This is a genomic window from Rhodococcus sp. AG1013 (genome assembly GCF_003350365.1).
Classification (GTDB): domain Bacteria; phylum Actinomycetota; class Actinomycetes; order Mycobacteriales; family Mycobacteriaceae; genus Prescottella.
In genome coordinates, this window is record NZ_QQAT01000002.1 from 197566 (window position 1) to 221316 (window position 23751).

Sequence of the window (23751 nt, forward strand, 5' to 3'; positions counted from 1 at the left end):
CCTCGATGACAGGTCTGATCAACGCGAACGAGACGTCCGTGGCAGTGCAGCACCCCGGGAAGCTGTTCATCGGTGGCAACTGGGTCGAGCCGTCGACGGGCGCACGGTTCGACGTCGTCAACCCGGCCACCGAGGACGTGTTCCTCACCGTCGCCGAGGCCGACGCGCAGGACATGGCGCGAGCCGTCGACGCCGCCCGGGAGGCATTCGACCGCGGACCGTGGTCGCGTATGACCCACGCCGAGCGCGCGCCCTACCTCCAAGCGATCGGTGCCGGCATCCGCGAGCGCAGCGGCGAACTCGGGCGGATCTGGACCAGCGAGATGGGCATCCTCGCCGCGGTGTCGAGCTATGCGTCGGCGCAGTCCGGTGACGTCTTCGACTACTACGCGAGCCTCGCCGACAGCTACGAGTTCGTCGAGCAGCACCAGCCCGGCTCGGGGGTCGGCGTGGGCCTGCTGGTCCGCGAACCCGTCGGCGTCGTCGCCGCGATCATCCCGTGGAACAGCCCCCTCGGCCTGATCGCCAACAAGGTCGCACCGGCGCTCATCGCGGGCTGCACCGTCGTCGTCAAGGCCTCGCCGGAGGCGCCGGGTGCGGCGTACCTGTTCGCGGAGATCGTGGAGGCGGCCGGACTTCCGGCGGGTGTCGTCAACGTCGTCACCGCCGAACGGGAGGTGTCGGAGCTGCTGGTGCGCAACCCCGGCGTCGACAAGGTCACCTTCACCGGCTCCACCGCGGCCGGACGCCGCATCGCGTCGCTGTGCGGGGAGCGGATCGCGCGCTGCACGCTCGAGCTCGGCGGCAAGTCCGCCGGCGTGATCCTCGACGACTACGACCTCGCGACCGCGGCGGCGTCCATCGCGCAGTCCGCACGCCTCATGACCGGCCAGGTGTGCGCGTCGCTGACCCGCATCGTCGTCAGCCGGCACCGGCACGACGAGTTCGCCGAGGCCCTGGGTGTCGCGATGTCGGCGATCCGCGTCGGTGACCCGTTCGATCCCGCGACCGAGATGGGGCCGCTCGCGATGTCGCGTCAGCGCGACAAGGTGGAGGGTCTGATCGCGAAGGGCTGTGAGGAGGGTGCCCGCCTGGTCACCGGCGGTGGTCGTCCCGGCCACCTCGACCGCGGCTTCTTCATCGAACCGACGGTGTTCGGCAACGTCGACAACGCCTCGACCATCGCCCGGGAGGAGATCTTCGGCCCGGTGGTGAGCGTCATCGCCGCCGATGACGAGAACCACGCGGTCGAGATCGCGAACGACACCATCTACGGCCTGAACGCGTCGGTGTTCACCGACGACGTCGAACGGGCGTGGGCGGTGTCCCGGCAGCTGCGATCCGGCACCGTCGGGCACAACGGCTTCAAGACCGACTTCGGGATCGCGTTCGGCGGGTTCAAGCAGTCCGGCATCGGCCGTGAGGGCGGGCTCGACGGCCTGCAGCCGTACTTGGAGGCCAAGACCGTCCTGCTCGACGCGCTGCCCGCGAGCGTGGCCGACAGGCGGTGAGCAGGGCCGACTACCCTCGGGTGCAGGTTCGCGGACCTGTTTGACGAGGTCGTCGACCACGCCGAACGGCTCGTCCCGGACTCCCTCGTGCGGCGCGCGGGGGAGTCCGTTCGTGTCCGGAGCGCGTGAATGCCGCGCCTTGCCCCCGATTTACCCGCTCTGACCTGCAAATTTGGCACTGGCGCGAAGGTCTGTGTAATCTTCTGGAGGCTTCAGCGCGCAGAGATGCGCAGGACAGCCACGCCCCCTTAGCTCAGTCGGCAGAGCGTTTCCATGGTAAGGAAAAGGTCGACGGTTCGATTCCGTCAGGGGGCTCGCTGGATTGTGGTGTCGCCGGCTTCGCGCGACACTCGACACCGAGGCGGTGTAGCTCAGTTGGTAGAGCAAACGACTCATAATCGTTGTGTCGCCGGTTCAAGTCCGGCCATCGCTACACAAGACGAATGATCCACCCTGATCTATCTATGATCAGATTCACGCGAAAGAAGGCATCCCCGTGGCCTCCTCGACTGACGTTCGGCCCAAGATCACCTTGGCCTGTGAGGTGTGCAAGCACCGTAACTACATCACCAAGAAGAATCGCCGCAACGATCCCGATCGCCTCGAGCTGAAGAAGTTCTGCCCGAACTGCGGAACTCACCAGGCGCATCGCGAGTCCAAGTAAGTTTCTTCTCGGAGTCGACGCTCGCGCGTTAGGTTCACTGTCAGACTGCCCTAACGATATTGCGTCCACAGGGCAGATGGGTGATTCGCTGTGACAGAGACAGTCGTGAGAGAGGCCGAAGTGACCTTCGACCCCGCCGCGCATGCGGCAGCGATGGTCGGACATCACTACCGCGTGAGCGACTTCTACGAGATCGGCCGGGAAAAGGTTCGCGAGTACGCACGTGCGGTGCTCGACGACCACCCCGCCCATCACGATGAGGATGCGGCACGGGGCCTCGGATACGACGGCCTTCTTGCTCCCCTCACGTTCGTGTCGATCGTAGGCATGATCGCGCAGCGCAAGCTGTTCGACGAGGTCGTGACCGGTTACGACCTCAGCCAGATCATGCAGACCGACCAGCGGCTCGTGTTCCACAGGCCGCTCGAGGCCGGCGACCGATTGATCTGCGACGTCTACCTGGAATCGTTCCGCCAGGCTGCGGGCAGTGACATCATCGTCACCAAGAACATCATCTCGGACGTGAACGGTGAACTGGTCCAGACCACCTGGACCACGCTCGTCGCTCGGTCCGGTGGTGAGGTCGACGAGAATATCGCGCACGCGGTCAAGGATGTGATGATGCATGTCGCTCCGTAGGTTCGAGGACGTCACTGTCGGTGACGAACTGCCCGAGCGCGTCGTCACGTTGACCCGTGGCAATCTCGTCAACTACGCCGGCGTGTCGGGCGATCCCAACCCGATCCACTGGAGCGACCATGTGGCCCGACTGGCCGGCTTGCCGGACGTCGTGGCGCACGGCATGCTCACGATGGGTCTGGGTGGCGGGTTCGTCTCGTCATGGCTCGGCGACCCGGGTGCCGTGACCGAATACAACGTTCGGTTCACGAGTCCGGTGTATGTGGCGGCCGACAAGGCTGCCGAAGTGGAGTTCACCGGCAAGATCAAGTCGGTGGACGCCGAAAGCAAGACCGCAGTAGTCGCGATCGTGGCTCGCTCGGAGGGTCGTAAGATCTTCGGTCGGGCCACCGCAACGGTCCGTTTGGCCTGAGTGCCGGGCGGATTGGGTTTGTTCCGGTGCATTGAAGTACACTAGAGTTTCTGGGGTTACTCAGGCGCTGCGCGCTGCCCTACGGGGAAGTCACAGGCTGTTGCTACAGGCTGTAACTAGTCCGCATGGGGTGGCGCGCATGTCATGTGAATCCAGATAGGTCGATCAGTTCGATCGGTCGACCAAAGGGGCGTAGCTCAACTGGCAGAGCAGCGGTCTCCAAAACCGCAGGTTGCAGGTTCAAGTCCTGTCGCCCCTGCACCCGGACTGGCCAGCGACTGAGAGGAACGACGGTGAGCGACGAGCGCGATAAGCGCGACGACGGCACTACCGGGTCTACGGACTCCGGCCATGTCGACGATTCTGCAGCCGACGCGAGCTCTCGCGCTGAGGCCCCTTCCGATCACGCCCGTGAGGGCGAGGTCTCTGCTGATGAGAGCCCCACGAGTGCGGCCCCAGCAGGAAAGCCCACCGGTAAGCGTTCCGCGCGCCGTACGGGAACCTCGGAATCGACCGAGCCGGCCAAGACGGTCCAGATGGCCAAGACCGCCAAGGCGGCCAAGGCTGTGTCGTCTGCTACTTCCGTGAAGTCTCCGGAAGCGAAGTCCCGCAAGGCCGACAAGCCGCAGACGGAGAACATCTTCAAGCGGATTCGACGCTTCCTGCGCGAAGTGATTGCCGAGCTCCGTAAGGTCATCTGGCCCAATCGCAAGCAGATGATCACCTACACCAGTGTGGTGCTTGTGTTCGTCGCCTTCATGGTGGCGTTCATCTTCGTCCTCGACCTTGGTTTCGCCAAGGGCATTACCTGGTTGTTCGGCTAGCCGGGAACGCCCGTCGGCGTTTCCGAACGATGTGATTGACGAGAGGAAGAGTGCCTCCAGTGAGCACCCCCGAGAACGACTCTGACGAGGCCATGGCCGAGGAGCGTGTTTCGGCCGAGGCGGTATCCGACGAAGACGGCGTGTCTGCCGAGCTCGAGGTCGAAGACGACGCCGACGTTGCCGGCGACGAGGCCGAGGACGGTGCCATCGCGGAGCAGGCTCCGGAGGTCGCTGAGGAAGCTGCCGATCCTGTCGCCGAGCTGAAGGCCGCGCTCCGCCGGGCACCCGGTGACTGGTACGTCATCCACTCCTACGCCGGGTACGAGAACAAGGTGAAGGCCAACCTCGAGACCCGCGTCCAGAACCTCGACGTCGGTGACTACATCTTCCAGGTGGAAGTTCCCACCGAAGAGGTCACCGAGATCAAGAACGGCCAGCGCAAGCAGGTCAACCGGAAGATCCTGCCCGGCTACATCCTCGTTCGCATGGAGTTGAACGACGAGTCGTGGGGCGCGGTCCGCAACACCCCCGGTGTGACCGGTTTCGTCGGCGCCACGTCGCGTCCGTCGCCGCTGACCCTCAACGAGGTCGTCAAGTTCCTGATGCCCCAGCAGGGCCAGAAGAAGCCTGCCGCGGCTGCTGCCGCTGCCGGTGAGTCGGCCGCCGAGACCGCCGCCAAGCCGACCATCGAGGTCGACTTCGAGGTCGGCGAGTCGGTCACCGTCATGGACGGCCCGTTCGCGACGCTGCCCGCCAGCATCAGCGAGGTCAACGCGGAGCAGCAGAAGCTCAAGGTCCTCGTCTCGATCTTCGGTCGCGAGACCCCGGTGGAGTTGTCCTTCAACCAGGTCTCGAAGATCTAGCTCGGTCCCGAGTGCCAGGCTCGCGCCTGGCACTGTAGGACCCACACACTTGCACGCAGTACGCAAGAAACACACCCAGTAGGAAACAAGGAACGAAGATGCCCCCCAAGAAGAAGAAGCTCGCCGGGCTCATCAAGCTTCAGATCCAGGCTGGTCAGGCTAACCCTGCACCGCCCGTGGGTCCTGCGCTCGGTCAGCACGGCGTGAACATCATGGAGTTCTGCAAGGCTTACAACGCGGCGACTGAGTCCCAGCGCGGCAACGTGATCCCTGTCGAGATCTCCGTCTATGAAGACCGGACCTTCGACTTCAAGCTGAAGACCCCGCCGGCCGCCAAGCTGCTGCTCAAGGCTGCTGGTGTCCAGAAGGGCTCCGGCGAGCCGCACAAGACCAAGGTTGCCACCGTGACCATGGATCAGGTGCGCGAGATCGCGAAGACCAAGCAGGAAGACCTCAACGCGAACGACATCGACGCAGCCGCGAAGATCATCGCCGGCACCGCGCGTTCGATGGGTATCACCGTCGAGGGCTGAGCACAGCGATGCCCTGCACTGACACTGCAGGGTTGATCCTCCACTGTGGGAGGGCCGGCCAGGCCCGCAACCACAACTGAACCATTCACCCGGGTCGAGAGCCCAGGGTGAGAAGTAAGGACAGAAGAAATGGCAAAGCGCAGCAAGGCGTACCTCGCCGCCGCTGAGAAGATCGACGCGGACACGCTCTACAGCCCCCTGCAGGCTGCGAAGCTGGCCAAGGAGACCTCGTCGAGCAAGATGGACGCGACCGTCGAGGTTGCCGTCCGTCTGGGCGTCGACCCCCGCAAGGCGGACCAGATGGTTCGTGGCACGGTCAACCTGCCGCACGGCACCGGTAAGACCGCCCGCGTCGTCGTGTTCGCCGTTGGCGAGAAGGCCGCCGAGGCCGAGGCCGCCGGTGCGGACGCAGTGGGCTCCGAGGACCTGATCGAGCGTATCCAGGGCGGTTGGACCGACTTCGACGCCGCGATCGCCACCCCTGACCAGATGGCCAAGGTCGGCCGCATCGCTCGCGTCCTCGGACCGCGTGGCCTGATGCCGAACCCGAAGACCGGCACGGTCACCCCCGATGTCGCGAAGGCTGTCGCGGACATCAAGGGCGGCAAGATCAACTTCCGCGTCGACAAGCAGGCCAACCTGCACTTCGTGATCGGCAAGGCGTCGTTCGACGACACCAAGCTGGTTGAGAACTACGGTGCGGCGCTGGACGAGATCCTGCGTGCGAAGCCGTCGTCGGCGAAGGGCCGCTACGTCAAGAAGGTCACGGTTTCGACCACCACCGGACCGGGCATCCCGGTGGATCCGAACCGTACCCGCAACCTCCTCGAGGATGGCGAGTAAGTCGCGACTTTCCGCGATCTGATCGACACCGAAGGCCGGCACCGAGAATTCTCTGTGCCGGCCTTCGGCGTTTCAGTGGTCGACTCGCTCCTGGTCTCGGCGCCAGGCCAGCATGGTCGAGCGGCCACGGGCCGGTGCCCACGGCAGGAAGATTGCGACGACGACCGCACACAGCACGACGGAGGCGGTCGCCACGAGGGACGCTGCATGTGCGCCCTGGAGGACCGCGGTCTTCATCGCGGTGATGAGCTGCTCGCGCCACGAGAAGTGCTCGAGGAGCCATCCGCCCGAGATGGGACCGATGGCGATGGCGAATCCGGCCATTGCCGTCCACGCCGCGATTGCGAGCGCTTTCTCTCGGACGTCGGTGAAGATGTTGATGATCAGTGCGAGCGTCGCCGGGAACACGGCGGCGGCGAACCCCCCCCTCGCCGCGCGTGCCGCGATCACCTGTTCGAGGGAACCGGCACATGCTCCGGCGACCGACATCACTGCGACGCCGCTCATTACATGTAACTGTCGGCAACGGTCAATTGTGAGCGCTCCGGCACGTTCGGCACCGAATGTGAAGTAGCGCACAGAATGCACCCTGCTGGGTGTCCGCGTTTTGTGTCGGAGTCGCGACTCCGTTAGGCTGCTCGTTGGAGTTCGGTGCTCGATGCGAATTCCGCCCCGAAACATGTTCTACCAAAGACCGTTGGTCACCGAGTTCAGCAATGGAATCGGTTGAAGGTCCGGGATAGCCCGGCGGCCCACGCAGGAGGACGAGGTGGGGGATGATTGTTGCGCTCGGCCTGGCCGGGTGGATGGATCTCCTCGTGTACGCCCCGTGTGCCCTGCACCGGGGCGTTTTGCATGTCACGGCCCGAAGTGGAACAACGACTGTCACGAGAGGAGGCGAAGTATGGCAAAGCCTGAGAAGGTTTCCGCAGTTGCGGAGATCACCGAGCAGTTCAAGGACTCGTCCGCCGCCGTGATCACGGAATACCGTGGTCTGTCGGTTACGAGTCTGACGCAGCTGCGACGCGCTCTCGGAGAGGGTGCCACCTACTCCGTCGCCAAGAACACCCTGGTCAAGCGTGCCGCCGCTGAGGCGGGCGTCGAGGGCCTTGACGACCTGTTCGTCGGACCGACCGCCATTGCATTCATCAAGGGCGAGCCGGTCGACGCTGCGAAGGCCCTGAAGGCTTTCGCGAAGGACAACAAGGCACTCGTCATCAAGGGCGGGTACATGGACGGCGCTGCGCTGTCCGTGGATCAGGTCAACCAGATCGCGGACCTCGAGTCCCGCGAGATCCTGTTGGCCAAGCTCGCCGGCGCGATGAAGGGCAACTTGGCAAAGGCCGCTGGCCTGTTCAACGCTCCCGCTTCGCAGGTGGCCCGTCTGGCCGCCGCGCTGCAGGAGAAGAAGGCTGCGGAAGGTGGGGCCGCCGAGGCTCCCGCCGACGCCGCTGCCGAATAGCTGATCCGCACCTGCGCATCACAACCATCACCACCTGTCCGGTCGCGGATCGGCGACACAGGACTTAAGAGGAAGGACCGCCACCATGGCGAAGCTCACCACCGAAGAGTTGCTGGACCAGTTCAAGGAGCTCACCCTGCTCGAGCTCTCGGAGTTCGTGAAGGCGTTCGAGGAGACCTTCGAGGTCACCGCTGCTGCTCCGGTCGCCGTTGCCGCTGCCGGCGCTCCGGCTGCTGCCGCTGAGGCTGCCGAGGAGCAGGACGAGTTCGACGTCATCCTCGAGTCGGCTGGCGACAAGAAGATCCAGGTCATCAAGGTCGTCCGTGAGGTCGTCTCCGGCCTGGGCCTGAAGGAAGCCAAGGACCTCGTCGAGGGCGCTCCGAAGGCGATCCTGGAGAAGGTTGCCAAGGACGCGGCCGACGCCGCCAAGGAGAAGCTCGAGGCTGCCGGCGCGAAGATCACCGTCAAGTAAGACGGCTGTCAGCGCTGCTTCCTGACGAAGCATCCAGAAAGAGGGTCGCCCCGTTTCGGGGCGGCCCTCTTTCGTTGCTTCGCCCGATGCCGGAGAATTCGCAATCGCCGGGTTGTGGACCTTACTTACTCGTTAGTAGGATTCGCCGTAACGTATAACACTTCGATGCGATAGAGTGACGCAACCCACAGTGGGCCCACGGTGGGGGGACATGCTTGACGCAGGAGGTAATGGTGGGAGTCGAGGTAGCGGTCGAGGGACTCACGAAGTCGTTCGGCTCACAGAAGATTTGGCAGGACGTGAGTCTCACGCTGCCGGCCGGAGAGGTGAGCGCACTGCTCGGGCCTTCCGGCACCGGTAAGTCCGTGTTCCTGAAGTCGCTGATCGGTCTGCTGCGGCCCGAAGAGGGCTCGATCGTCATCGACGGGACCGACATCCTCCAGTGCTCGTCGCGTGAGCTCTACGAGATCCGCAAGCTGTTCGGTGTCCTCTTCCAGGACGGCGCGCTGTTCGGGTCGATGAACCTGTACGACAACGTCGCGTTCCCGCTGCGCGAGCACACCAAGAAGTCCGAGTCCGAGATCCGCAAGATCGTCATGGAGAAGCTCGAGCTCAACGGACTCGTCGGTGCCGAGGGAAAGCTGCCGGGCGAGATCTCCGGCGGTATGCGCAAGCGTGCCGGCCTCGCCCGCGCGCTCGTGCTCGATCCGCAGATCATCCTCGTCGACGAGCCGGACTCGGGCCTGGACCCCGTCCGCACCACCTACCTCAGCCAGCTGCTGATCGACATCAACGCACAGATCGACGCCACGATTCTGATCGTGACGCACAACATCAACCTGGCCCGCACGGTCCCGGACAACCTGGGCATGCTCTTCCGCAAGCAGCTCGTGATGTTCGGTCCCCGCGAGGTGCTGCTCACCAGTGACGAGCCCGTGGTCCACCAGTTCCTCAACGGCAGCAAGATCGGTCCGATCGGCATGTCGGAGGAGAAGGACGACGCGCAGATGGCGCACGAGCAGGCGCTCGTCGACGCCGGCCACCACCACGGCGGCACCGACGACGTCTACGGTGTCGTGCCGCAGATGCAGGCCACGCCGGGTCTGCCCTTCCGCCAGGCCGTTGCACGCCGTCAGGCCCGCGTCCGCGAGATCCTCCATACCCTGCCGGTCGAGGCGCAGCAGAGCATCATTGCCAGCATGGAAGATGACGCCGCTACCCAGGTGATTCCCGCGTACGACGACGGAGGTCTGGGACAGACCACGTACGAGCGCGGATAGGGGAGCGGCGGATGGGGGGCACCCGAACTTCGATGATGAAGCCGGTCACCGGGGCACTGACGCAGGCCGGCAACATCGTCCAGCTGTTCGTCGACGTGGTTCGCAACACGTTCAAGCGGCCGTTCCAGTTCAAGGAATTCATCGAACAGGCCTGGTTCATCGCCAGTGTGACGATCCTGCCGACCGCGTTGGTCGCCATCCCGTTCGGTGCCGTCGTGTCTCTCCAGACGGGCTCGCTCATCAAACAGCTCGGAGCCGAAGCGTTCACGGGTGCCGCCAGCGTGCTCGCGGTCATCCAGCAGGGCAGTCCGATCGTGACCGCACTGCTGATCGCGGGTGCCGCCGGTTCCGCCGTCACCGCCGATCTCGGTTCACGGACCATCCGTGAGGAGATCGACGCGATGGAAGTGCTCGGCATCAATCCCGTCCAGCGACTCGTCGTGCCACGCGTTCTCGCGATGGTGCTGGTCGCGGTGCTCCTCAACGGGCTCGTGTCCGTCGTCGGTATCGCCGGCGGCTACTTCTTCAACGTCATCCTCCAAGGTGGCACTCCGGGCGCGTACCTGGCGTCGTTCTCGGCGCTGGCCCAGCTTCCCGACCTCTATATCGCGGAGGTCAAGGCGGCCATCTTCGGCGTCATCGCCGGCGTGATCGCCGCCTACAAGGGACTGACGCCGAAGGGCGGCCCCAAGGGCGTCGGCGAGGCGGTGAACCAGGCGGTCGTCATCACCTTCCTGGTCCTGTTCTTCGCGAACCTGATTCTGACGATGGTGTACCTGCAGATTGTTCCGGCGAAGGGGGCATGACCGGATGACGATCGCGAGGGGACGCGGCGACTACGCGCTGATTCGTGCGCGCCGCTGGGCGCGCAAACCGCTCGACGTGCTCGACAACGCCGGCGAGCAGATGTCGTTCTATTCACGGGCCATTGCGTGGACGCCGCGGACGTTGCGTCGCTACCGCAAGGAGATGCTGCGGCTGCTGGCCGAGGTCACGTTCGGCAGCGGCGCGCTCGCGGTGATCGGCGGCACCATCGGCGTGATCGTGATGATGTCGGGCTTCACCGGCGTCGTCGTCGGCCTGCAGGGGTTCGCCGCGCTCGACCAGATCGGCAGCTCGGTGCTGACCGGCTTCCTGTCGGCGTATGTCAACACCCGTGAGATCGCGCCGATCGTCGCGGCGCTGGCACTGTCGGCCACGGTCGGCTGTGGTTTCACCGCGCAGCTCGGCGCGATGCGCATCTCGGAGGAGATCGATGCGCTCGAGGTGATGGCCGTGCCCAGTGTGCCTTTCCTCGTCACCACCCGGATGATCGCCGGCTTCATCGCGGTGATTCCGCTGTACATCGTCGGCCTGCTCGCCGCCTACCTTGCTTCGCGGGTGGTCTCGACCGTGTTCAACGGGCAGTCGTCCGGCTCGTACGACCACTACTTCAATCTGTTCCTGCCTCCCGAGGACGTTCTGTGGTCCTTCGGCAAGGTGCTCGTGTTCGCGTTCGTCCTGATCCTCATCCACTGCTACTACGGCTTCCATGCCCGCGGCGGCCCGGCCGGCGTCGGTGTCGCGGTCGGCCACGCGGTGCGTACCGCCATCGTCACCATCGCCGTCCTGGACTTCTTCCTGAGCCTCGCCATCTGGGGCACGACGACCACGGTGAGGGTGGCCGGATGATCGAGAGCACGTCGAAGCTGCGCCGCAGGGTATTGGGAGTTGCCTTCTTCCTGGTCCTGGCTCTGTTCGTCGGCGGGACCATCGCCAGCTACAACAAGACGTTCACACCCGTCGTCAAGGTCGACCTGGTCACCGACACCGTCGGCAACGCGCTCCCGCGCAACGCCGATGTCAAGGTGCGCGGTCTGATCGTCGGTGAGGTGCGTGGCGCGTCGACCGAGAACGGCAAGGTCACCTCGGTGATGGCGATCGACCCGGACAAGGCCGAGCTGATCCCGTCCAACACCACCGCTCGTCTGCTGCCCAAGACGCTGTTCGGCGAGCGGTACGTCGACCTCGTCATCCCGGAGAACCCGAGTCCCGACTCGATCGCGGCCGGCGAGACCATCTACCAGGACAAGAGCGGCAACGCCGTCGAGCTCGGCAAGATGCTCGACGGTCTGCTGCCGCTGCTGCAGGCCATCCCGCCGGAGAGCCTGGCCTCGACCCTCGGTGCGCTGTCGCAGGCGCTGGACGGCCGCGGCGAACAGCTCGGGGTGACGCTCGACCAGCTCGACACGATCTTCGCCGGCGTCAACACCCGGATGCCGGACCTGACCGCCGGACTGCAGAGCTTCGCGACGTTCACCCAGACCTACTCGGATGCGGCGCCGCAGCTGATCGACGCGCTCGACAACCTGCGCACCACGAACGCCACGGTGGTGCAGGAACGCAGCTCCATCGATGCGTTGATGGCGTCGGTGACGGCGACGGGATCGAGCACCGCGGACCTGTTGACGACCAACCGGGATTCGCTGATCTCCATCGCCGGCGACTCGCGGGAGGCGCTGGAGATCCTGGCGAGGTTCTCGGGGACCTTCGGCTGCACGTTCGCGAACTTCGCCGACGTGATGGCGCGCTCCGGTGCGATCACCGGCGAGCACTCGCCCAACCCGGGTGCCCGCGCCACGATCGAGCTCGTCAATCCCCGTGGCCGGTACCTGCCCAACCAGGACGAGCCGCGCCTGATCGACACCCGCGGTCCGCGCTGCTACGAGGCGCCGCCGCTGGGCACCGACATCGGGCAGTACCCCGGTGGTTCGATCCACGACGGCTCGTACCAGGTGCCGACCCGCAACGCGGGTGACCAGAACCTTCCCGATGTGGCGGTTCCGCAGTTCTCGGTGCTGCCCGCGACCACCGCTCCGGCCACGTTCGCCGGGTCACCGCTCGAACGCCAGACGTTGGCCGTCGTGTACGGCGAGGCCGCCGGCATCGCGCCGGAGGACGTGCCGTCCTGGACGACCATGATCGGTGCCCCCGCGCTCCGTGGAAAAGAGGTGAGCATCAAGTGAAGCGACAGCTGCGAGGGGTGGCTGCCCCGCTCACCAAGCTCGTGATCTTCGCGCTCGTGACGATTCTCGCGACCGGCGTGCTCGCGCTGACCATCGCGAACACCAGTTCCAGCGGGGGAACCAAGTTCAGCGCGCGGTTCACCGATGTCACGTCGCTCAACAAGGGCGACGAGGTCCGCATCGCCGGCGTCCGGGTCGGCCAGGTGACCAAGATCGAGATCGTCGACGACCGTGAGGCGCAGGTCGAGTTCGCGGTGACGGACCGTGACTGGTTGCCCGCGAGCACGACCGCGACCATCCGGTTCCGGAACCTGGTCGGACAGCGCTACATCGCGCTCGAACAGGGGACCGGACAGCAGGGCTACAAGATGACGGCCGGGGACACGATCCCACTCGATCGCACCAAGCCCGCAGTGAACCTGACGACGCTGTTCAACGGGTTCCGGCCGCTGTTCCAGACGCTCAGCGCCGATGACGTCAACAAGCTGTCGTACCAGATCATCCAGGTGTTCCAGGGGGAGGGCGGCACCATCGAGGAGCTAGTGGCGAACACCGCGTCGTTGACGAACACGATCGCGGACAAGGACAAGGTGATCGGCGACCTGATCACCAACCTCAATGTCGTGCTCGACACCGTCAACAAGCGGGACGAACAGGTCGATCAGTTGATCGTCAACACCGAGCGTCTGGTGAGCGGGCTGTCCGCGGACCGCGGCGTGATCGGACAGTCGGTGCAGTCGCTGGCGGACCTGACCAGCGCAACCGCCGACCTGCTGGTGCCCACCCGACCGTCGATCCAGGGCTCGATCGCGGGCCTCAACACGCTCGCCGGGCACATCAACGAGAGATCCGACGACGTGAACAAGGTGCTCACGAACCTGCCGATCAAGATGGAGAAGCTCGGTCGAGCCGGCAGCTACGGTTCGTGGTTCCAGTTCTATCTGTGTGGCATCGACGTCGTCGCCGGTCCCGGTACAGCTCCCCAGCTGAACATCCCGTCGAACCTGCCGACGATCAACCAGCCGATCTACACCAACGCGGCTCCCCGGTGCTACGCGGACGGTGGCCAGTGACGAGCTACGAGACCAGGAAGCGCAATCCGGCGGTCACCGGTGCCCTGGGCATCGTCGTCATCCTGCTCGCGACCATGTCGGCGTTCTTCCTCGACAGCCTGCCGATCATCGGGGCCGCGAACCGGTACACCGCGGAGTTCTCCGAGGCGGCCGGGCTCAAGCCCGGCAACGAGGTGCGGGTCGCGGGTGTGAAGGTCGGCAAGGTGTCGAGCGTCGAACTCGACGGTGACCGCGTGCTCGTGTCGTTCCAGACGAAGGACGCCTGGATCGGCGACCAGACCACCGCGTCGATCCAGATCAAGACGATCCTCGGCCAGAAGTATCTCGCGCTCGACCCGCGGGGCACCGAGGTCGCCGATCCGCGTGTGCGGATCCCGCTCGAGCGCACCACGTCGCCGTACGACGTGATCGATGCGTTCGGCGACGCCGCGACGACGCTCGCCGAGATCGACACGACGCAGCTGGCGTCGAGTTTCGAGGTGCTGTCGCAGTCGTTCGCGGGCACGCCCGACGAGATCCGCGGCTCGCTCGACGGCGTGACGCGGCTGTCGGAGACCGTCGCGAAGCGCGACCAGGAGCTCAAGCAGCTGTTCGAGGCGACGAAGCAGACGTCGCAGATCCTCGCGGACCGCAATCAGGAGTTCGAGAAGGTGCTCGCGAACGGTGGCACGCTGCTCGCCGAGCTCAACACCCGCCAGCAGGCGATCGGTCGGCTGCTCACCAGCACCCAGACGCTGTCGCGGGAACTCACCGGTCTGGTTGCCGACAACGAGGCTCAGATCACCCCGGCGCTCACGCAGTTGCAGGGTGCGATCGACATCCTCAACCAGAACCAGCAGAACGTGAGCAAGGCGCTCGAACTGGCGGCGCCGTTCTACCGGATCTACGCGAACGTGCTCGGCAACGGACGATGGTTCGACTCGGTCGTGACCAACCTGACCCCGCCGGGCCTGCCGGACATCCCCGGATACCGTGAGCCGCTGCGCACCCTGGGGGGCAACTGAGATGAGTGAGGCGCGGGCTCGGACCCGCAAGTGGATCCCGGTGGCGCTGATCGCGGCGGTCGCCGTCGTCGCGGTCGGTGTCCTGTGGTGGGTGTTCCAGAACGCCGGCACCACCAGGATCACCGCGTACTTCGACAAGTCCGTCGGCATCTACGAGGGCTCCGACGTCCGGGTCCTCGGCGTGAAGGTCGGCTCGGTCGACTCGGTGGTGCCGCAGGGCGAGCAGGTGCAGGTGGTCATGACTGTCGACCGCGGGGTCGACATCCCGGCCGATGTGAAGGCCGCCCAGGTGACGCCGTCGGTGGTCTCCGACCGGTACATCCAGCTGACCCCCGCCTACACGGGCGGCGAGAAGTTGGCCCGCGACGCGACGATCGAGCGTGACCGGACGACCACGCCGGTCGAGGTCGACGAGCTGTACGCGAGCGTGACCGAACTGTCGGAGGCGCTGGGACCGAACGGCGCCAACAAGGACGGCGCGCTGTCGAACCTCGTGGACACCGCTGCCGCGAACCTCGACGGCAACGGTGACGCGCTCGGCAACACGTTCACGCAGCTGTCGGCGGCGGCACGCACGTTGTCCGACTCGCGTGCCGACATCTTCGACACCGTCAAGAACCTGCAGGTGTTCGTCAGTGCCCTCGCCGCCAACGACGCGCAGGTGCGCCAGTTCAACACCCAGCTCGCGGACTTCAGCGGCTTCCTGGCGGGGGAGAAGGAGAACCTGGGCCTGGCGCTCAATCAGGTCTCGCTCGCGCTCGGCGACGTCGCGCGGTTCGTCGAGAACAACCGGGAACTGCTGCAGGGCAACATCGAGGGCCTGACCACGGTCACCCAGACCGTCGCCGACCAGCGCGATTCGCTCGCGGAGGCGCTGGTGACGATTCCGCTCGCCATCAGCAACCTGGTCAACACGCACGACGCGGAGTCGGGCACGCTGCAGATGCGCGTGGACCTGCCGGACCTGCAGGACCCGTTCGGCCTGGGCTGCAAGCTCATCGACGTCGCCAAGCTCAAGCCCGGGGACCCGGAGTTCGAGGCGCTCGGCCGGCAGATGAAGCCGCTGATCGACAACTGCAAGGCCATCACCGATCAGATGACCGCCGGCGTAAAGACACCGACGCTGAACCTGCCGCTCGGCATCCTCAGCGGCGACAATCTGCAGCGTGGCGCGGCTCCCGGGACGGTTCCGGGCACGCCGTCGCCGCGGCTGGGTGGCGGAACGCAACTGCAGGGGGGCACGCCGTGAGAATCGGGCGGATGAGGGCCGCGGCGGTGGCTGCAGGAGCGTGTGTCGTCGCGCTGACGGTGAGTGCATGCGGTTCGGGCGGTATCTACTCGATCCCGTTGCCCGGTGGCGCCGACATCGGCAGCGACCCGATGCGACTGAAGATCGAGTTCGACGACGTCCTCGATCTGGTGCCGCAGTCGACCGTGAAGGTCGACGGCGTCCCGGTCGGACGCGTCGAGAACATCGAGGTGGCGTCGGACGGCTGGACCGCGCAGGTGGACACCCTCGTGAACAGCTCGGTGAATCTGCCGGCCAATGCGGTCGCCGAGGTTCAGCAGTCGAATCTGTTGGGCGAGAAATTCATTGCGATCTCGGCCCCGACGCAGAATCCGTCGCCGGAGCGGCTGGCGAGCGGCGCCACGATCCCGGTGGACCGCACCCGCCACGCCACCGACATCGAGCAGGTGCTCGGTGCCATGTCGCTGCTGCTCAACGGTGGCGGCGTCGCGCAGTTGCAGCCCATCATCTCGGAGATGGAGAAGGCGCTCGACGGCCGCGAGACGAAGGTTCGGGGACTCCTGGAGCAGGCGAACACGTTGATCGCCGGTCTCGAGGAGCAGCGCGACTCGATCACGACCGCGCTCGACGGCCTCGACACCCTCAGCGCGCGGGTCGGGGATCAGACGACGAAGCTCGAGAAGATCCTCGACGAGCTGCCGCAGGGTGTCGAGATCCTCGCCGAGCAGCGTCCGCAACTGGTGGACATGCTCGGCCAGGTCGACCGGCTCGGTCAGGTCGGCGCGGACGTCATCAACCGTTCCAAGGACGACCTGATCACGGACCTGCGCGCGCTGCGTCCCACGTTGCAGCAGCTGGGTGAGGCGGCCCCCGACATCATCACGTCGGCGCCGCTCGTCCCGACGTTCCCCTTCCCGGACACGATCATCCCGTCGATCCACGGCGGCCAGGCCAACGTGTTCCTGTCGATCGATCTGCAGATCGGTGACACCTTGTCGAACCTCGGTGTCGGGAAGCCGGACCCCGTCTACTACCCGCCCCAGTACGGCCCGCCGGTTCCCGTCGATCCGAGCAACCCGTACTACAACGGCAACGGGCCGCGCCCGGGATGGCCGACGGTGTCGATCGTGCCGTTGCCGCCGATCGTGCCGAATCCGGTCCCCGCGCCGGTCCCCGCGGTGTCGGCGCCGGCGAATGCTCCGGTCAATCCGTTCGATGCGTTCCTGAAGCAGCTGGGGGTGGGTGAGTAATGGTCTCGCGTCTGGCCAGGTGGCAGTTGGTGGCGTTCATCGTCGTCGCCGTGCTCGGTATCGGTTACGTCGGCGCCAAGTACGTGCGGCTCGACACGCTGCTGGGCTTCGGTGAGTACCAGGTGGACGCGGAACTCGCGCACTCCGGTGGCATCTTCACCAACGCCGAGGTGACCTACCGCGGTGTGCCGGTCGGCCGGGTCGGGGACCTCACGCTGACCGAGAAGGGCGTGTCCGTCGCGCTGATGATCGACAACGCGGCCCCGAAGATCCCGGCATCGGCGAAGGCTGTCGTCGCGAATCGGTCGGCGATCGGCGAGCAGTACGTGGATCTGCAGCCCGACACCGACGAGGGCCCGTTCCTCACCGACGGCTCGAAGATCCTCGAGCCCAACACGGCGACGCCCATCCCGGTCGAGGACCTGATCGGCAGTGTGGACCGGTTGGCCCGTTCGGTGCCCACCGACTCGCTGCACACGGCCGTCGTCGAACTGGGGAACGCGTTCAGCGGGAAGGGCGGCGACCTGCAGGTGCTGGTCGACTCGCTCGGCCGGTTCACCGAGACCGCGACCGAGGCGCTGCCGCAGACGTTGACATTCATCAGCGACGGTCGGACGGTGCTCGACACGCAGGCGGAGCAGGCGAGTTCGATCCGAGCCTTCAGTGACGGCCTCGAACAGATCGCCGCCCAGCTGAAGTCGAGCGATCCCGACGTGCGACGGCTCATCGGCACCGGCACGGACGCGACGGACACGGTCGGGAAGCTCGTCGCGAACAGTGGCGACGCCCTGACCGCGAACCTCACGAACCTCTCGACGACCCTCACGACGGTCTCGCCGACGTTCATCGCGCTGCAGCCCTTCTTCCAGTTCCTGCCGGCGCTGTCGGCGGGTGCGTCGGCGGTGGCACCGGGTGACGGCACGATCCACTTCGGTCTGGTCCTCGAGACCAACAATCCGGTGCCGTGCACCCAGGGCTACGAGGGCACGCAGGAGATCCTCGCGCAGATGCGCGCGCAGAACCCGAACTTCGACGACACCGTCGACAACTTCCCGTTCAACGCGAACGCGCGATGCGCCGTCGAACAGGGCAATCCGACGGGTGTCCGCAGCGCCGAACGCATCATCTACGCCGACCCGCAGACCCCGCAGCCGTGGGACAGCACGCCTAAGGTCGACCCCGACAAGCTGAATCTGAACCCGATCGCCACGCAGATCGCGACCCTCATGGGCGTCGTGCCGGCGCGGTAGCCTCGGGCAAGCATTCGTTACCCAAGAGTAAGGTTGCCGTGTGACGGAGACCACGACCGCGCCCACGAAGAACAACACGCTCGTCGCTGCCACTGTGGTGGTGTGCGTGCTCCTCGTCGGCGCGCTGGCAGCAGCGATCTTCTTCGGAATCGGGTGGGCGAAGGCCGCGTCCGGCAGGTCGACCGCCGATGCGCGCGACACGGCCCTGTCCGATGCCCGGCAGGCGGCGGTCAACCTCAACTCGTACGACGCCGCCGACATGGAGAAGTCGTTCTCCGACCTCGAGTCGTCGATCACCGGGTCGCTCATGGACGATCTCGCGAAGACGCGGGAGGACATGACCGCCGCCGCCGCCGCGTCGGGGGCCAAGAGTGAGGGGCGGGTCCTGCGGGCCGCCCTGACGTCGCTCAATGTGGACGACGGCACCGCGGACGCGATTCTCGTCGTCGAGACCTCGACCGCGATGCCGAATCTCGAGACGCCGGTGAAGCGGCAGATCACGATGCGGATGAGTCTCGTGCGCGACGGCGACACCTGGAAGGCGTCCGACGCCGGCAACCTCGGTGAGCCCGTGGTGATCGATCCGGGGACGCCGCGCCCGGCCGCGCCCGCACCGGCACCCACGCAGGAAGATCAGGCGACCGATCCGCAGAGCGGCGGACAGTAGACCGTCTCAGCAGCCGTGCCGACGTTTCTCGTTCGGTCGCTGGAAGGAGTTCCATCAGTGCCTCCCATTCGTCGTAATCCGAAGGTGTCCCCGTCGGCCGCGCGTCGTCCCAAGGTCGCGGGCAGTTCGGCGCCCCGGTCGGCGTCCCCGGCGGCCCCGATCGAGGATGCGGTGAAGGAACCGGATGCGAGCGTGTTGCTCGTGAAGGAGCCTGCCGAGCCTGCTCTCGAGGAATCTGCTGTCGAAGCACCCGCGCCCGCGTCGTCCGCGTCTTCCGGGCCTGCCGGTAGCGAACCCGAGGAGGACGGTCCCGAGCCCGAGACGGGCGGTGCATCCGACGCCGGTGGGCGTCGGTGGACGGACCGGCTGCGCTGGCGCTCGGTCGTGATCATGGGTGTCGCGGCGGCGGTGCTGGCGGCGTTCGCGGGCGTCGCCGCGATGATGACCCGCGACGGCGGAACGTCCAATCGCGCGTTCCTCGACGTCGGCGCGACGTCGGAGGTCGCGGCCGCGGCGGAGAAGGCGCTGACGGCCGTGACCGTCTATAGTGCTGATTCGATCGACCAGTTCCCCGACACGGCGCGCGCAGTGATGACGGACGGGATGAAGGCAGAGTTCGATCGGACAATCGGCACGACGATCGACATCGTCAAGCAGGCTCGGTCGGACACAGCAGCGCAGGTCACGAACGTGGGAGTCATGCTTCTCGACGAGAATCGGGCCGAGGTGCTGGCCAACTTGATCGTGAGCGTCGAGAACAACGGCGTGGCGGCGGGCAGCACAGCCGGGCCGGTGATTCTGAGGATGGAGAAGGTAGACGGTCAGTGGCTGCTGTCCGGTGTCGAGAACTCGTGACTCCGCGGGCGCTCCCCGCAGTCGGAGATCGAAACGCCGAGATCTGGGCTTGACGCGGCGATGATCACGCGTCACTCTATGCGTGAACATTCACGCGGTATCACGCGTGCGGCGCCCGCGACGGGTGTCCTTTCTGCTGCCCGGCTCGACATCTACTGAGTTTGGGTGTACTTTTGGACGTTGCGCTGGCTGCCTCCTGTCCACCTCTCATCCTCACTGTGGCGAAGTGTTCCACTTCCTGCTCCTGTGGCGAGGTTTCGTTCGGGTTGTAACCAGCGAATTCGCCCCACATGAAGAAGCAGATACAGCGGCGGTCGCACCAGCAAGAGCGGCCCGCGTGAGGTGCTGGAAGGACGCATCTTGGCAGTCTCTAGCCAGACCAAGGCAGTTGCCGGAATCCCCGGAGCCCCGAAGAGGGTCTCGTTCGCGAAAATTCGCGAGCCCCTCGAAGTCCCAGGGCTCCTCGATCTACAGACCGATTCGTTCGAATGGTTGATCGGCTCGCAGGGCTGGCGTGAGCGCGCAGCCGCTCGCGGCGACGGTGCAGTCACGGGTGGCCTCGAAGAAATTCTGGCCGAGCTCTCGCCCATCGAGGACTTCTCGGGGTCCATGTCCCTGTCCTTCTCGGACCCGCGCTTCGACGAGGTCAAGGCCTCGGTCGACGAGTGCAAAGACAAGGACATGACCTACGCGGCGCCGCTGTTCGTCACCGCGGAGTTCATCAACAACAACACCGGTGAGATCAAGAGCCAGACGGTCTTCATGGGTGATTTCCCGATGATGACCGACAAGGGCACGTTCATCATCAACGGCACCGAGCGTGTCGTCGTGTCGCAGCTGGTCCGCTCGCCGGGCGTCTACTTCGACGACACCATCGACAAGAGCACCGAGAAGACCCTGCACAGCGTCAAGGTCATCCCGGGCCGTGGTGCCTGGCTCGAGTTCGACGTCGACAAGCGCGACACCGTCGGTGTCCGTATCGACCGCAAGCGCCGTCAGCCGGTCACCGTGCTGCTGAAGGCACTGGGTTGGACCACCGAGCAGATCACCGAGCGTTTCGGTTTCTCCGAGATCCTCATGGCGACGCTCGAGAAGGACAACACCGCCGGCACCGACGAGGCGCTGCTCGACATCTACCGCAAGCTGCGTCCGGGCGAGCCGCCGACGAAGGAGAGCGCGCAGACCCTCCTGGAGAACCTGTTCTTCAAGGACAAGCGCTACGACCTCGCTCGCGTGGGCCGTTACAAGATCAACAAGAAGCTGGGCCTGAACACCGGCCTGCCCGTCGAGGCGTCGACCCTCACCGAGGAAGACATCGTCGCCACGATCGAGTACCTGGTGCGCCTGCACGCCGGTGACACCACGATGACCGCCCCCGGCGGCGTCGAGGTTCCCGTCGAGGTCGACGACATCGACCACTTCGGCAACCGTCGTCTGCGTACCGTGGGCGAGCTCATCCAGAACCAGATCCGCGTGGGCCTGTCCCGCATGGAGCGCGTCGTCCGCGAGCGCATGACGACTCAGGACGTCGAGGCGATCACGCCGCAGACCCTGATCAACATCCGCCCGGTCGTCGCCGCGATCAAGGAGTTCTTCGGAACCTCCCAGCTGTCGCAGTTCATGGACCAGAACAACCCGCTGTCAGGCCTGACCCACAAGCGTCGTCTGTCGGCGCTGGGCCCCGGTGGTCTGTCCCGTGAGCGCGCCGGCCTCGAGGTGCGAGACGTCCACCCGTCGCACTACGGCCGCATGTGCCCGATCGAGACCCCTGAGGGTCCGAACATCGGTCTGATCGGTTCGCTGTCGGTGTACGCGCGGGTCAACCCGTTCGGCTTCATCGAGACCCCGTACCGCAAGGTCGTCGACGGCCAGGTCACCGACCAGGTCGACTACCTGACCGCGGACGAGGAGGACCGCCACGTCGTGGCGCAGGCCAACTCGCCCGTCAACTCGGCCGGACACTTCACCGAGGACCGCGTCCTCGTCCGCCGTAAGGGTGGCGAGGTCGAGTACGTGTCCTCGTCGGACGTCGACTACATGGACGTCTCGCCGCGTCAGATGGTTTCCGTCGCGACCGCGATGATTCCGTTCCTCGAGCACGACGACGCCAACCGTGCCCTCATGGGCGCGAACATGCAGCGTCAGGCCGTGCCGCTGGTCCGCAGCGAGTCCCCGCTGGTCGGTACCGGCATGGAGCTGCGTGCCGCGGTCGACGCGGGCGACGTCATCGTCACCGAGAAGGCCGGTGTGGTCGAGGAGGTCTCCTCCGACTACGTCACCGTGATGGCCGACGACGGCAGCCGCAAGACCTACCGTCTGCGCAAGTTCGCGCGCTCCAACCAGGGCACGTGCGCCAACCAGCGTCCGATCGTGGACGAGGGCCAGCGGGTCGAGACCGGTCAGGTCCTGGCCGACGGCCCCTGCACCGAGAACGGTGAGATGGCGCTCGGCAAGAACCTGCTCGTGGCGATCATGCCGTGGGAGGGCCACAACTACGAGGACGCGATCATCCTGTCGCAGCGCCTCGTGGAGGAGGACGTGCTCACCTCGATCCACATCGAGGAGCACGAGATCGATGCCCGCGACACCAAGCTCGGTGCCGAGGAGATCACCCGGGACATCCCGAACGTCTCCGACGAGGTCCTCGCCGATCTCGACGAGCGCGGCATCGTCCGCATCGGTGCCGAGGTCCGTGACGGCGACATCCTGGTCGGCAAGGTCACCCCGAAGGGCGAGACCGAGCTGACCCCGGAGGAGCGCCTGCTGCGCGCGATCTTCGGTGAGAAGGCCCGCGAGGTTCGCGACACGTCCCTCAAGGTTCCCCACGGTGAGTCCGGCAAGGTCATCGGCATCCGCGTGTTCTCGCGCGAGGACGACGACGATCTGCCTCCGGGCGTCAACGAGCTGGTCCGCGTGTACGTGGCTCAGAAGCGCAAGATCCAGGACGGCGACAAGCTCGCCGGCCGCCACGGCAACAAGGGCGTCATCGGCAAGATCCTCCCGCAGGAGGACATGCCGTTCCTGCCCGACGGCACCCCGGTCGACATCATCCTGAACACCCACGGTGTTCCGCGTCGTATGAACATCGGTCAGGTGCTCGAGACGCACCTCGGCTGGATCGGCAAGACCGGCTGGAACGTGCAGATCGCCGCCGACGGCTCTCGCCCCGACTGGGCCGAGAACCTGCCGGAGGAGATGCTGTCCGCACCGGCCGACTCGAACATCGCCACCCCGGTGTTCGACGGTGCCAAGGAGGACGAGCTCACCGGTCTGCTCGGTGCCACGCTGCCCAACCGTGACGGTGAGCAGATGGTCGGGTCGGACGGCAAGGCGACGCTGTTCGACGGTCGCTCCGGCGAGCCGTTCCCGTACCCGGTGTCGGTCGGCTACATGTACATCATCAAGCTGCACCACCTGGTCGACGACAAGATCCACGCGCGTTCGACCGGTCCGTACTCGATGATCACCCAGCAGCCGCTCGGCGGTAAGGCCCAGTTCGGTGGCCAGCGCTTCGGTGAAATGGAGTGCTGGGCGATGCAGGCGTACGGCGCCGCCTACACCCTGCAGGAGCTGCTCACCATCAAGTCGGACGACGTTGTCGGCCGCGTGAAGGTGTACGAGGCCATCGTCAAGGGCGAGAACATCCCCGAGCCGGGCATCCCCGAGTCCTTCAAGGTGCTCCTCAAGGAGCTCCAGTCGCTGTGCCTCAACGTGGAGGTGCTGTCCTCGGACGGCGCAGCCATCGCGATGGCCGACGGCGACGACGAGGACCTCGAGCGTGCCGCCGCGAACCTGGGCATCAACCTGTCCCGGAACGAGGCCGCGACCGTGGACGATCTCGCGAACTAGTTTTCGGTCCCCGGGCCGTGTGTGAGCACGGCCCGGGGGCGCTAGA

Annotated in this window: 22 protein-coding genes, 3 tRNA genes and 1 pseudogene; 25 read left to right on the forward strand and 1 reads right to left on the reverse strand. The window is 65.9% G+C overall.

Translation table 11 applies throughout. The features are described from left to right. The first annotated feature begins 5 nt into the window (after positions 1–5). The 11 genes from DEU38_RS03605 to rplA all read left to right on the forward strand — a co-directional run bounded on the left by DEU38_RS03605 (position 6) and on the right by rplA (position 6289). Positions 6–1511 (forward strand): aldehyde dehydrogenase, encoded by a 1506-nt coding sequence (locus DEU38_RS03605; protein WP_114718980.1) that lies wholly within the window; start codon positions 6–8, stop codon positions 1509–1511. Positions 1512–1753: 242 nt separating this feature from the next. After that, positions 1754–1826: transfer RNA gene (locus DEU38_RS03610), tRNA-Thr, on the forward strand. Positions 1827–1871: 45 nt separating this feature from the next. Beyond that, a tRNA-Met gene (locus DEU38_RS03615) sits at positions 1872–1944 on the forward strand. 63 nt (positions 1945–2007) lie between these two features. Beyond that, positions 2008–2175, forward strand: coding sequence for a 50S ribosomal protein L33 (gene rpmG / locus DEU38_RS03620; protein ID WP_031937658.1), 168 nt, complete (start codon positions 2008–2010; stop codon positions 2173–2175). 153 nt (positions 2176–2328) lie between these two features. Next, positions 2329–2814, forward strand: a complete 486-nt coding sequence (gene hadA / locus DEU38_RS03625) for a (3R)-hydroxyacyl-ACP dehydratase subunit HadA (RefSeq protein WP_254623030.1) — start codon at positions 2329–2331, stop codon at positions 2812–2814. Continuing rightward, positions 2801–3226, forward strand: a complete 426-nt coding sequence (gene hadB / locus DEU38_RS03630; RefSeq protein ID WP_114718755.1) for a (3R)-hydroxyacyl-ACP dehydratase subunit HadB — start codon at positions 2801–2803, stop codon at positions 3224–3226. Before hadA ends, hadB begins: the two co-directional genes overlap by 14 nt. Before the next feature lie 186 nt (positions 3227–3412). After that, positions 3413–3485: transfer RNA gene (locus DEU38_RS03635), tRNA-Trp, on the forward strand. A gap of 34 nt (positions 3486–3519) precedes the next feature. Then, on the forward strand, positions 3520–4050 hold the full coding sequence (gene secE / locus DEU38_RS28005) for a preprotein translocase subunit SecE (protein WP_147283450.1): 531 nt from the start codon (positions 3520–3522) through the stop codon (positions 4048–4050). Positions 4051–4109: 59 nt separating this feature from the next. Next, on the forward strand, positions 4110–4913 hold the full coding sequence (gene nusG / locus DEU38_RS03645; RefSeq protein WP_114718757.1) for a transcription termination/antitermination protein NusG: 804 nt from the start codon (positions 4110–4112) through the stop codon (positions 4911–4913). 98 nt (positions 4914–5011) lie between these two features. Further along, positions 5012–5446, forward strand: a complete 435-nt coding sequence (rplK, locus tag DEU38_RS03650; RefSeq protein WP_031937663.1) for a 50S ribosomal protein L11 — start codon at positions 5012–5014, stop codon at positions 5444–5446. Between the two features lie 129 nt (positions 5447–5575). Then, positions 5576–6289: a 50S ribosomal protein L1 gene (gene rplA / locus DEU38_RS03655; protein WP_114718758.1), complete on the forward strand. Its 714-nt coding sequence runs from the start codon at positions 5576–5578 to the stop codon at positions 6287–6289. A gap of 219 nt (positions 6290–6508) precedes the next feature. Here the strand turns inward: rplA and DEU38_RS29740 are convergent. Next, a pseudogene (locus DEU38_RS29740) lies at positions 6509–6790 on the reverse strand (MFS transporter); the annotation flags it as partial. A 403-nt stretch (positions 6791–7193) separates the two neighbouring features. Between DEU38_RS29740 and rplJ the strand changes: the two are divergent. The 14 genes from rplJ to rpoB all read left to right on the forward strand — a co-directional run bounded on the left by rplJ (position 7194) and on the right by rpoB (position 23705). After that, complete coding sequence (rplJ, locus tag DEU38_RS03665) at positions 7194–7751, forward strand: 50S ribosomal protein L10 (RefSeq protein WP_114718759.1); 558 nt, start codon at positions 7194–7196, stop codon at positions 7749–7751. 85 nt (positions 7752–7836) lie between these two features. Next, on the forward strand, positions 7837–8223 hold the full coding sequence (gene rplL / locus DEU38_RS03670; RefSeq protein ID WP_114718760.1) for a 50S ribosomal protein L7/L12: 387 nt from the start codon (positions 7837–7839) through the stop codon (positions 8221–8223). Between the two features lie 230 nt (positions 8224–8453). Then, positions 8454–9503, forward strand: coding sequence for an ABC transporter ATP-binding protein (locus DEU38_RS03675; RefSeq protein ID WP_114718761.1), 1050 nt, complete (start codon positions 8454–8456; stop codon positions 9501–9503). A gap of 11 nt (positions 9504–9514) precedes the next feature. After that, positions 9515–10309, forward strand: a complete 795-nt coding sequence (locus DEU38_RS03680; RefSeq protein ID WP_114718762.1) for an ABC transporter permease — start codon at positions 9515–9517, stop codon at positions 10307–10309. 4 nt (positions 10310–10313) lie between these two features. Continuing rightward, positions 10314–11174, forward strand: a complete 861-nt coding sequence (locus DEU38_RS03685; protein ID WP_114718763.1) for an ABC transporter permease — start codon at positions 10314–10316, stop codon at positions 11172–11174. Beyond that, on the forward strand, positions 11171–12508 hold the full coding sequence (locus tag DEU38_RS03690) for an MCE family protein (RefSeq protein WP_114718764.1): 1338 nt from the start codon (positions 11171–11173) through the stop codon (positions 12506–12508). Before DEU38_RS03685 ends, DEU38_RS03690 begins: the two co-directional genes overlap by 4 nt. 8 nt (positions 12509–12516) lie before the next feature. After that, positions 12517–13581, forward strand: coding sequence for an MCE family protein (locus DEU38_RS03695; protein WP_114718981.1), 1065 nt, complete (start codon positions 12517–12519; stop codon positions 13579–13581). Next, the gene (locus DEU38_RS03700) at positions 13578–14585 is read left to right on the forward strand and encodes an MCE family protein (RefSeq protein ID WP_114718765.1); all 1008 of its coding nucleotides are present in this window, start codon (positions 13578–13580) and stop codon (positions 14583–14585) included. Before DEU38_RS03695 ends, DEU38_RS03700 begins: the two co-directional genes overlap by 4 nt. A gap of 1 nt (position 14586) precedes the next feature. Further along, positions 14587–15834: an MCE family protein gene (locus DEU38_RS03705; RefSeq protein ID WP_114718766.1), complete on the forward strand. Its 1248-nt coding sequence runs from the start codon at positions 14587–14589 to the stop codon at positions 15832–15834. Positions 15835–15845: 11 nt separating this feature from the next. Then, positions 15846–17084, forward strand: coding sequence for an MCE family protein (locus tag DEU38_RS03710; protein WP_114718767.1), 1239 nt, complete (start codon positions 15846–15848; stop codon positions 17082–17084). Continuing rightward, positions 17084–18334, forward strand: a complete 1251-nt coding sequence (locus tag DEU38_RS03715) for an MlaD family protein (RefSeq protein ID WP_114718768.1) — start codon at positions 17084–17086, stop codon at positions 18332–18334. Before DEU38_RS03710 ends, DEU38_RS03715 begins: the two co-directional genes overlap by 1 nt. A 40-nt stretch (positions 18335–18374) precedes the next feature. Then, positions 18375–19001 carry a mammalian cell entry protein gene (locus DEU38_RS03720; protein ID WP_114718769.1) on the forward strand — a complete coding sequence of 209 codons (627 nt, stop codon included), beginning with the start codon at positions 18375–18377 and terminating at the stop codon, positions 18999–19001. 57 nt (positions 19002–19058) lie between these two features. After that, positions 19059–19856, forward strand: coding sequence for a mammalian cell entry protein (locus DEU38_RS03725; RefSeq protein WP_147283451.1), 798 nt, complete (start codon positions 19059–19061; stop codon positions 19854–19856). Positions 19857–20198: 342 nt separating this feature from the next. Further along, entirely contained in the window at positions 20199–23705 is a 3507-nt protein-coding gene (gene rpoB / locus DEU38_RS03730) for a DNA-directed RNA polymerase subunit beta (protein ID WP_114718771.1), read from the forward strand. Positions 23706–23751: the final 46 nt, after the last annotated feature.

Excerpts from the sequence above, each read along its gene's own strand:
- DEU38_RS03675 (WP_114718761.1), top strand. The coding sequence starts at position 8,454 with ATGGTGGGAGTCGAGGTAGCGGTCGAGGGACTCACGAAGTCGTTCGGC.
- DEU38_RS03680 (WP_114718762.1), top strand. The coding sequence starts at position 9,515 with ATGGGGGGCACCCGAACTTCGATGATGAAGCCGGTCACCGGGGCACTG.
- DEU38_RS03715 (WP_114718768.1), top strand. The coding sequence starts at position 17,084 with ATGGTCTCGCGTCTGGCCAGGTGGCAGTTGGTGGCGTTCATCGTCGTC.
- rplK (WP_031937663.1), top strand. The coding sequence starts at position 5,012 with ATGCCCCCCAAGAAGAAGAAGCTCGCCGGGCTCATCAAGCTTCAGATC.
- DEU38_RS03690 (WP_114718764.1), top strand. The coding sequence starts at position 11,171 with ATGATCGAGAGCACGTCGAAGCTGCGCCGCAGGGTATTGGGAGTTGCC.
- hadA (WP_254623030.1), top strand. The coding sequence starts at position 2,329 with ATGGTCGGACATCACTACCGCGTGAGCGACTTCTACGAGATCGGCCGG.
- rplL (WP_114718760.1), top strand. The coding sequence starts at position 7,837 with ATGGCGAAGCTCACCACCGAAGAGTTGCTGGACCAGTTCAAGGAGCTC.
- hadB (WP_114718755.1), top strand. The coding sequence starts at position 2,801 with ATGTCGCTCCGTAGGTTCGAGGACGTCACTGTCGGTGACGAACTGCCC.
- rplJ (WP_114718759.1), top strand. The coding sequence starts at position 7,194 with ATGGCAAAGCCTGAGAAGGTTTCCGCAGTTGCGGAGATCACCGAGCAG.
- DEU38_RS03710 (WP_114718767.1), top strand. The coding sequence starts at position 15,846 with ATGAGGGCCGCGGCGGTGGCTGCAGGAGCGTGTGTCGTCGCGCTGACG.
- rplA (WP_114718758.1), top strand. The coding sequence starts at position 5,576 with ATGGCAAAGCGCAGCAAGGCGTACCTCGCCGCCGCTGAGAAGATCGAC.
- DEU38_RS03685 (WP_114718763.1), top strand. The coding sequence starts at position 10,314 with ATGACGATCGCGAGGGGACGCGGCGACTACGCGCTGATTCGTGCGCGC.
- DEU38_RS03605 (WP_114718980.1), top strand. The coding sequence starts at position 6 with ATGACAGGTCTGATCAACGCGAACGAGACGTCCGTGGCAGTGCAGCAC.
- DEU38_RS03705 (WP_114718766.1), top strand. The coding sequence starts at position 14,587 with ATGAGTGAGGCGCGGGCTCGGACCCGCAAGTGGATCCCGGTGGCGCTG.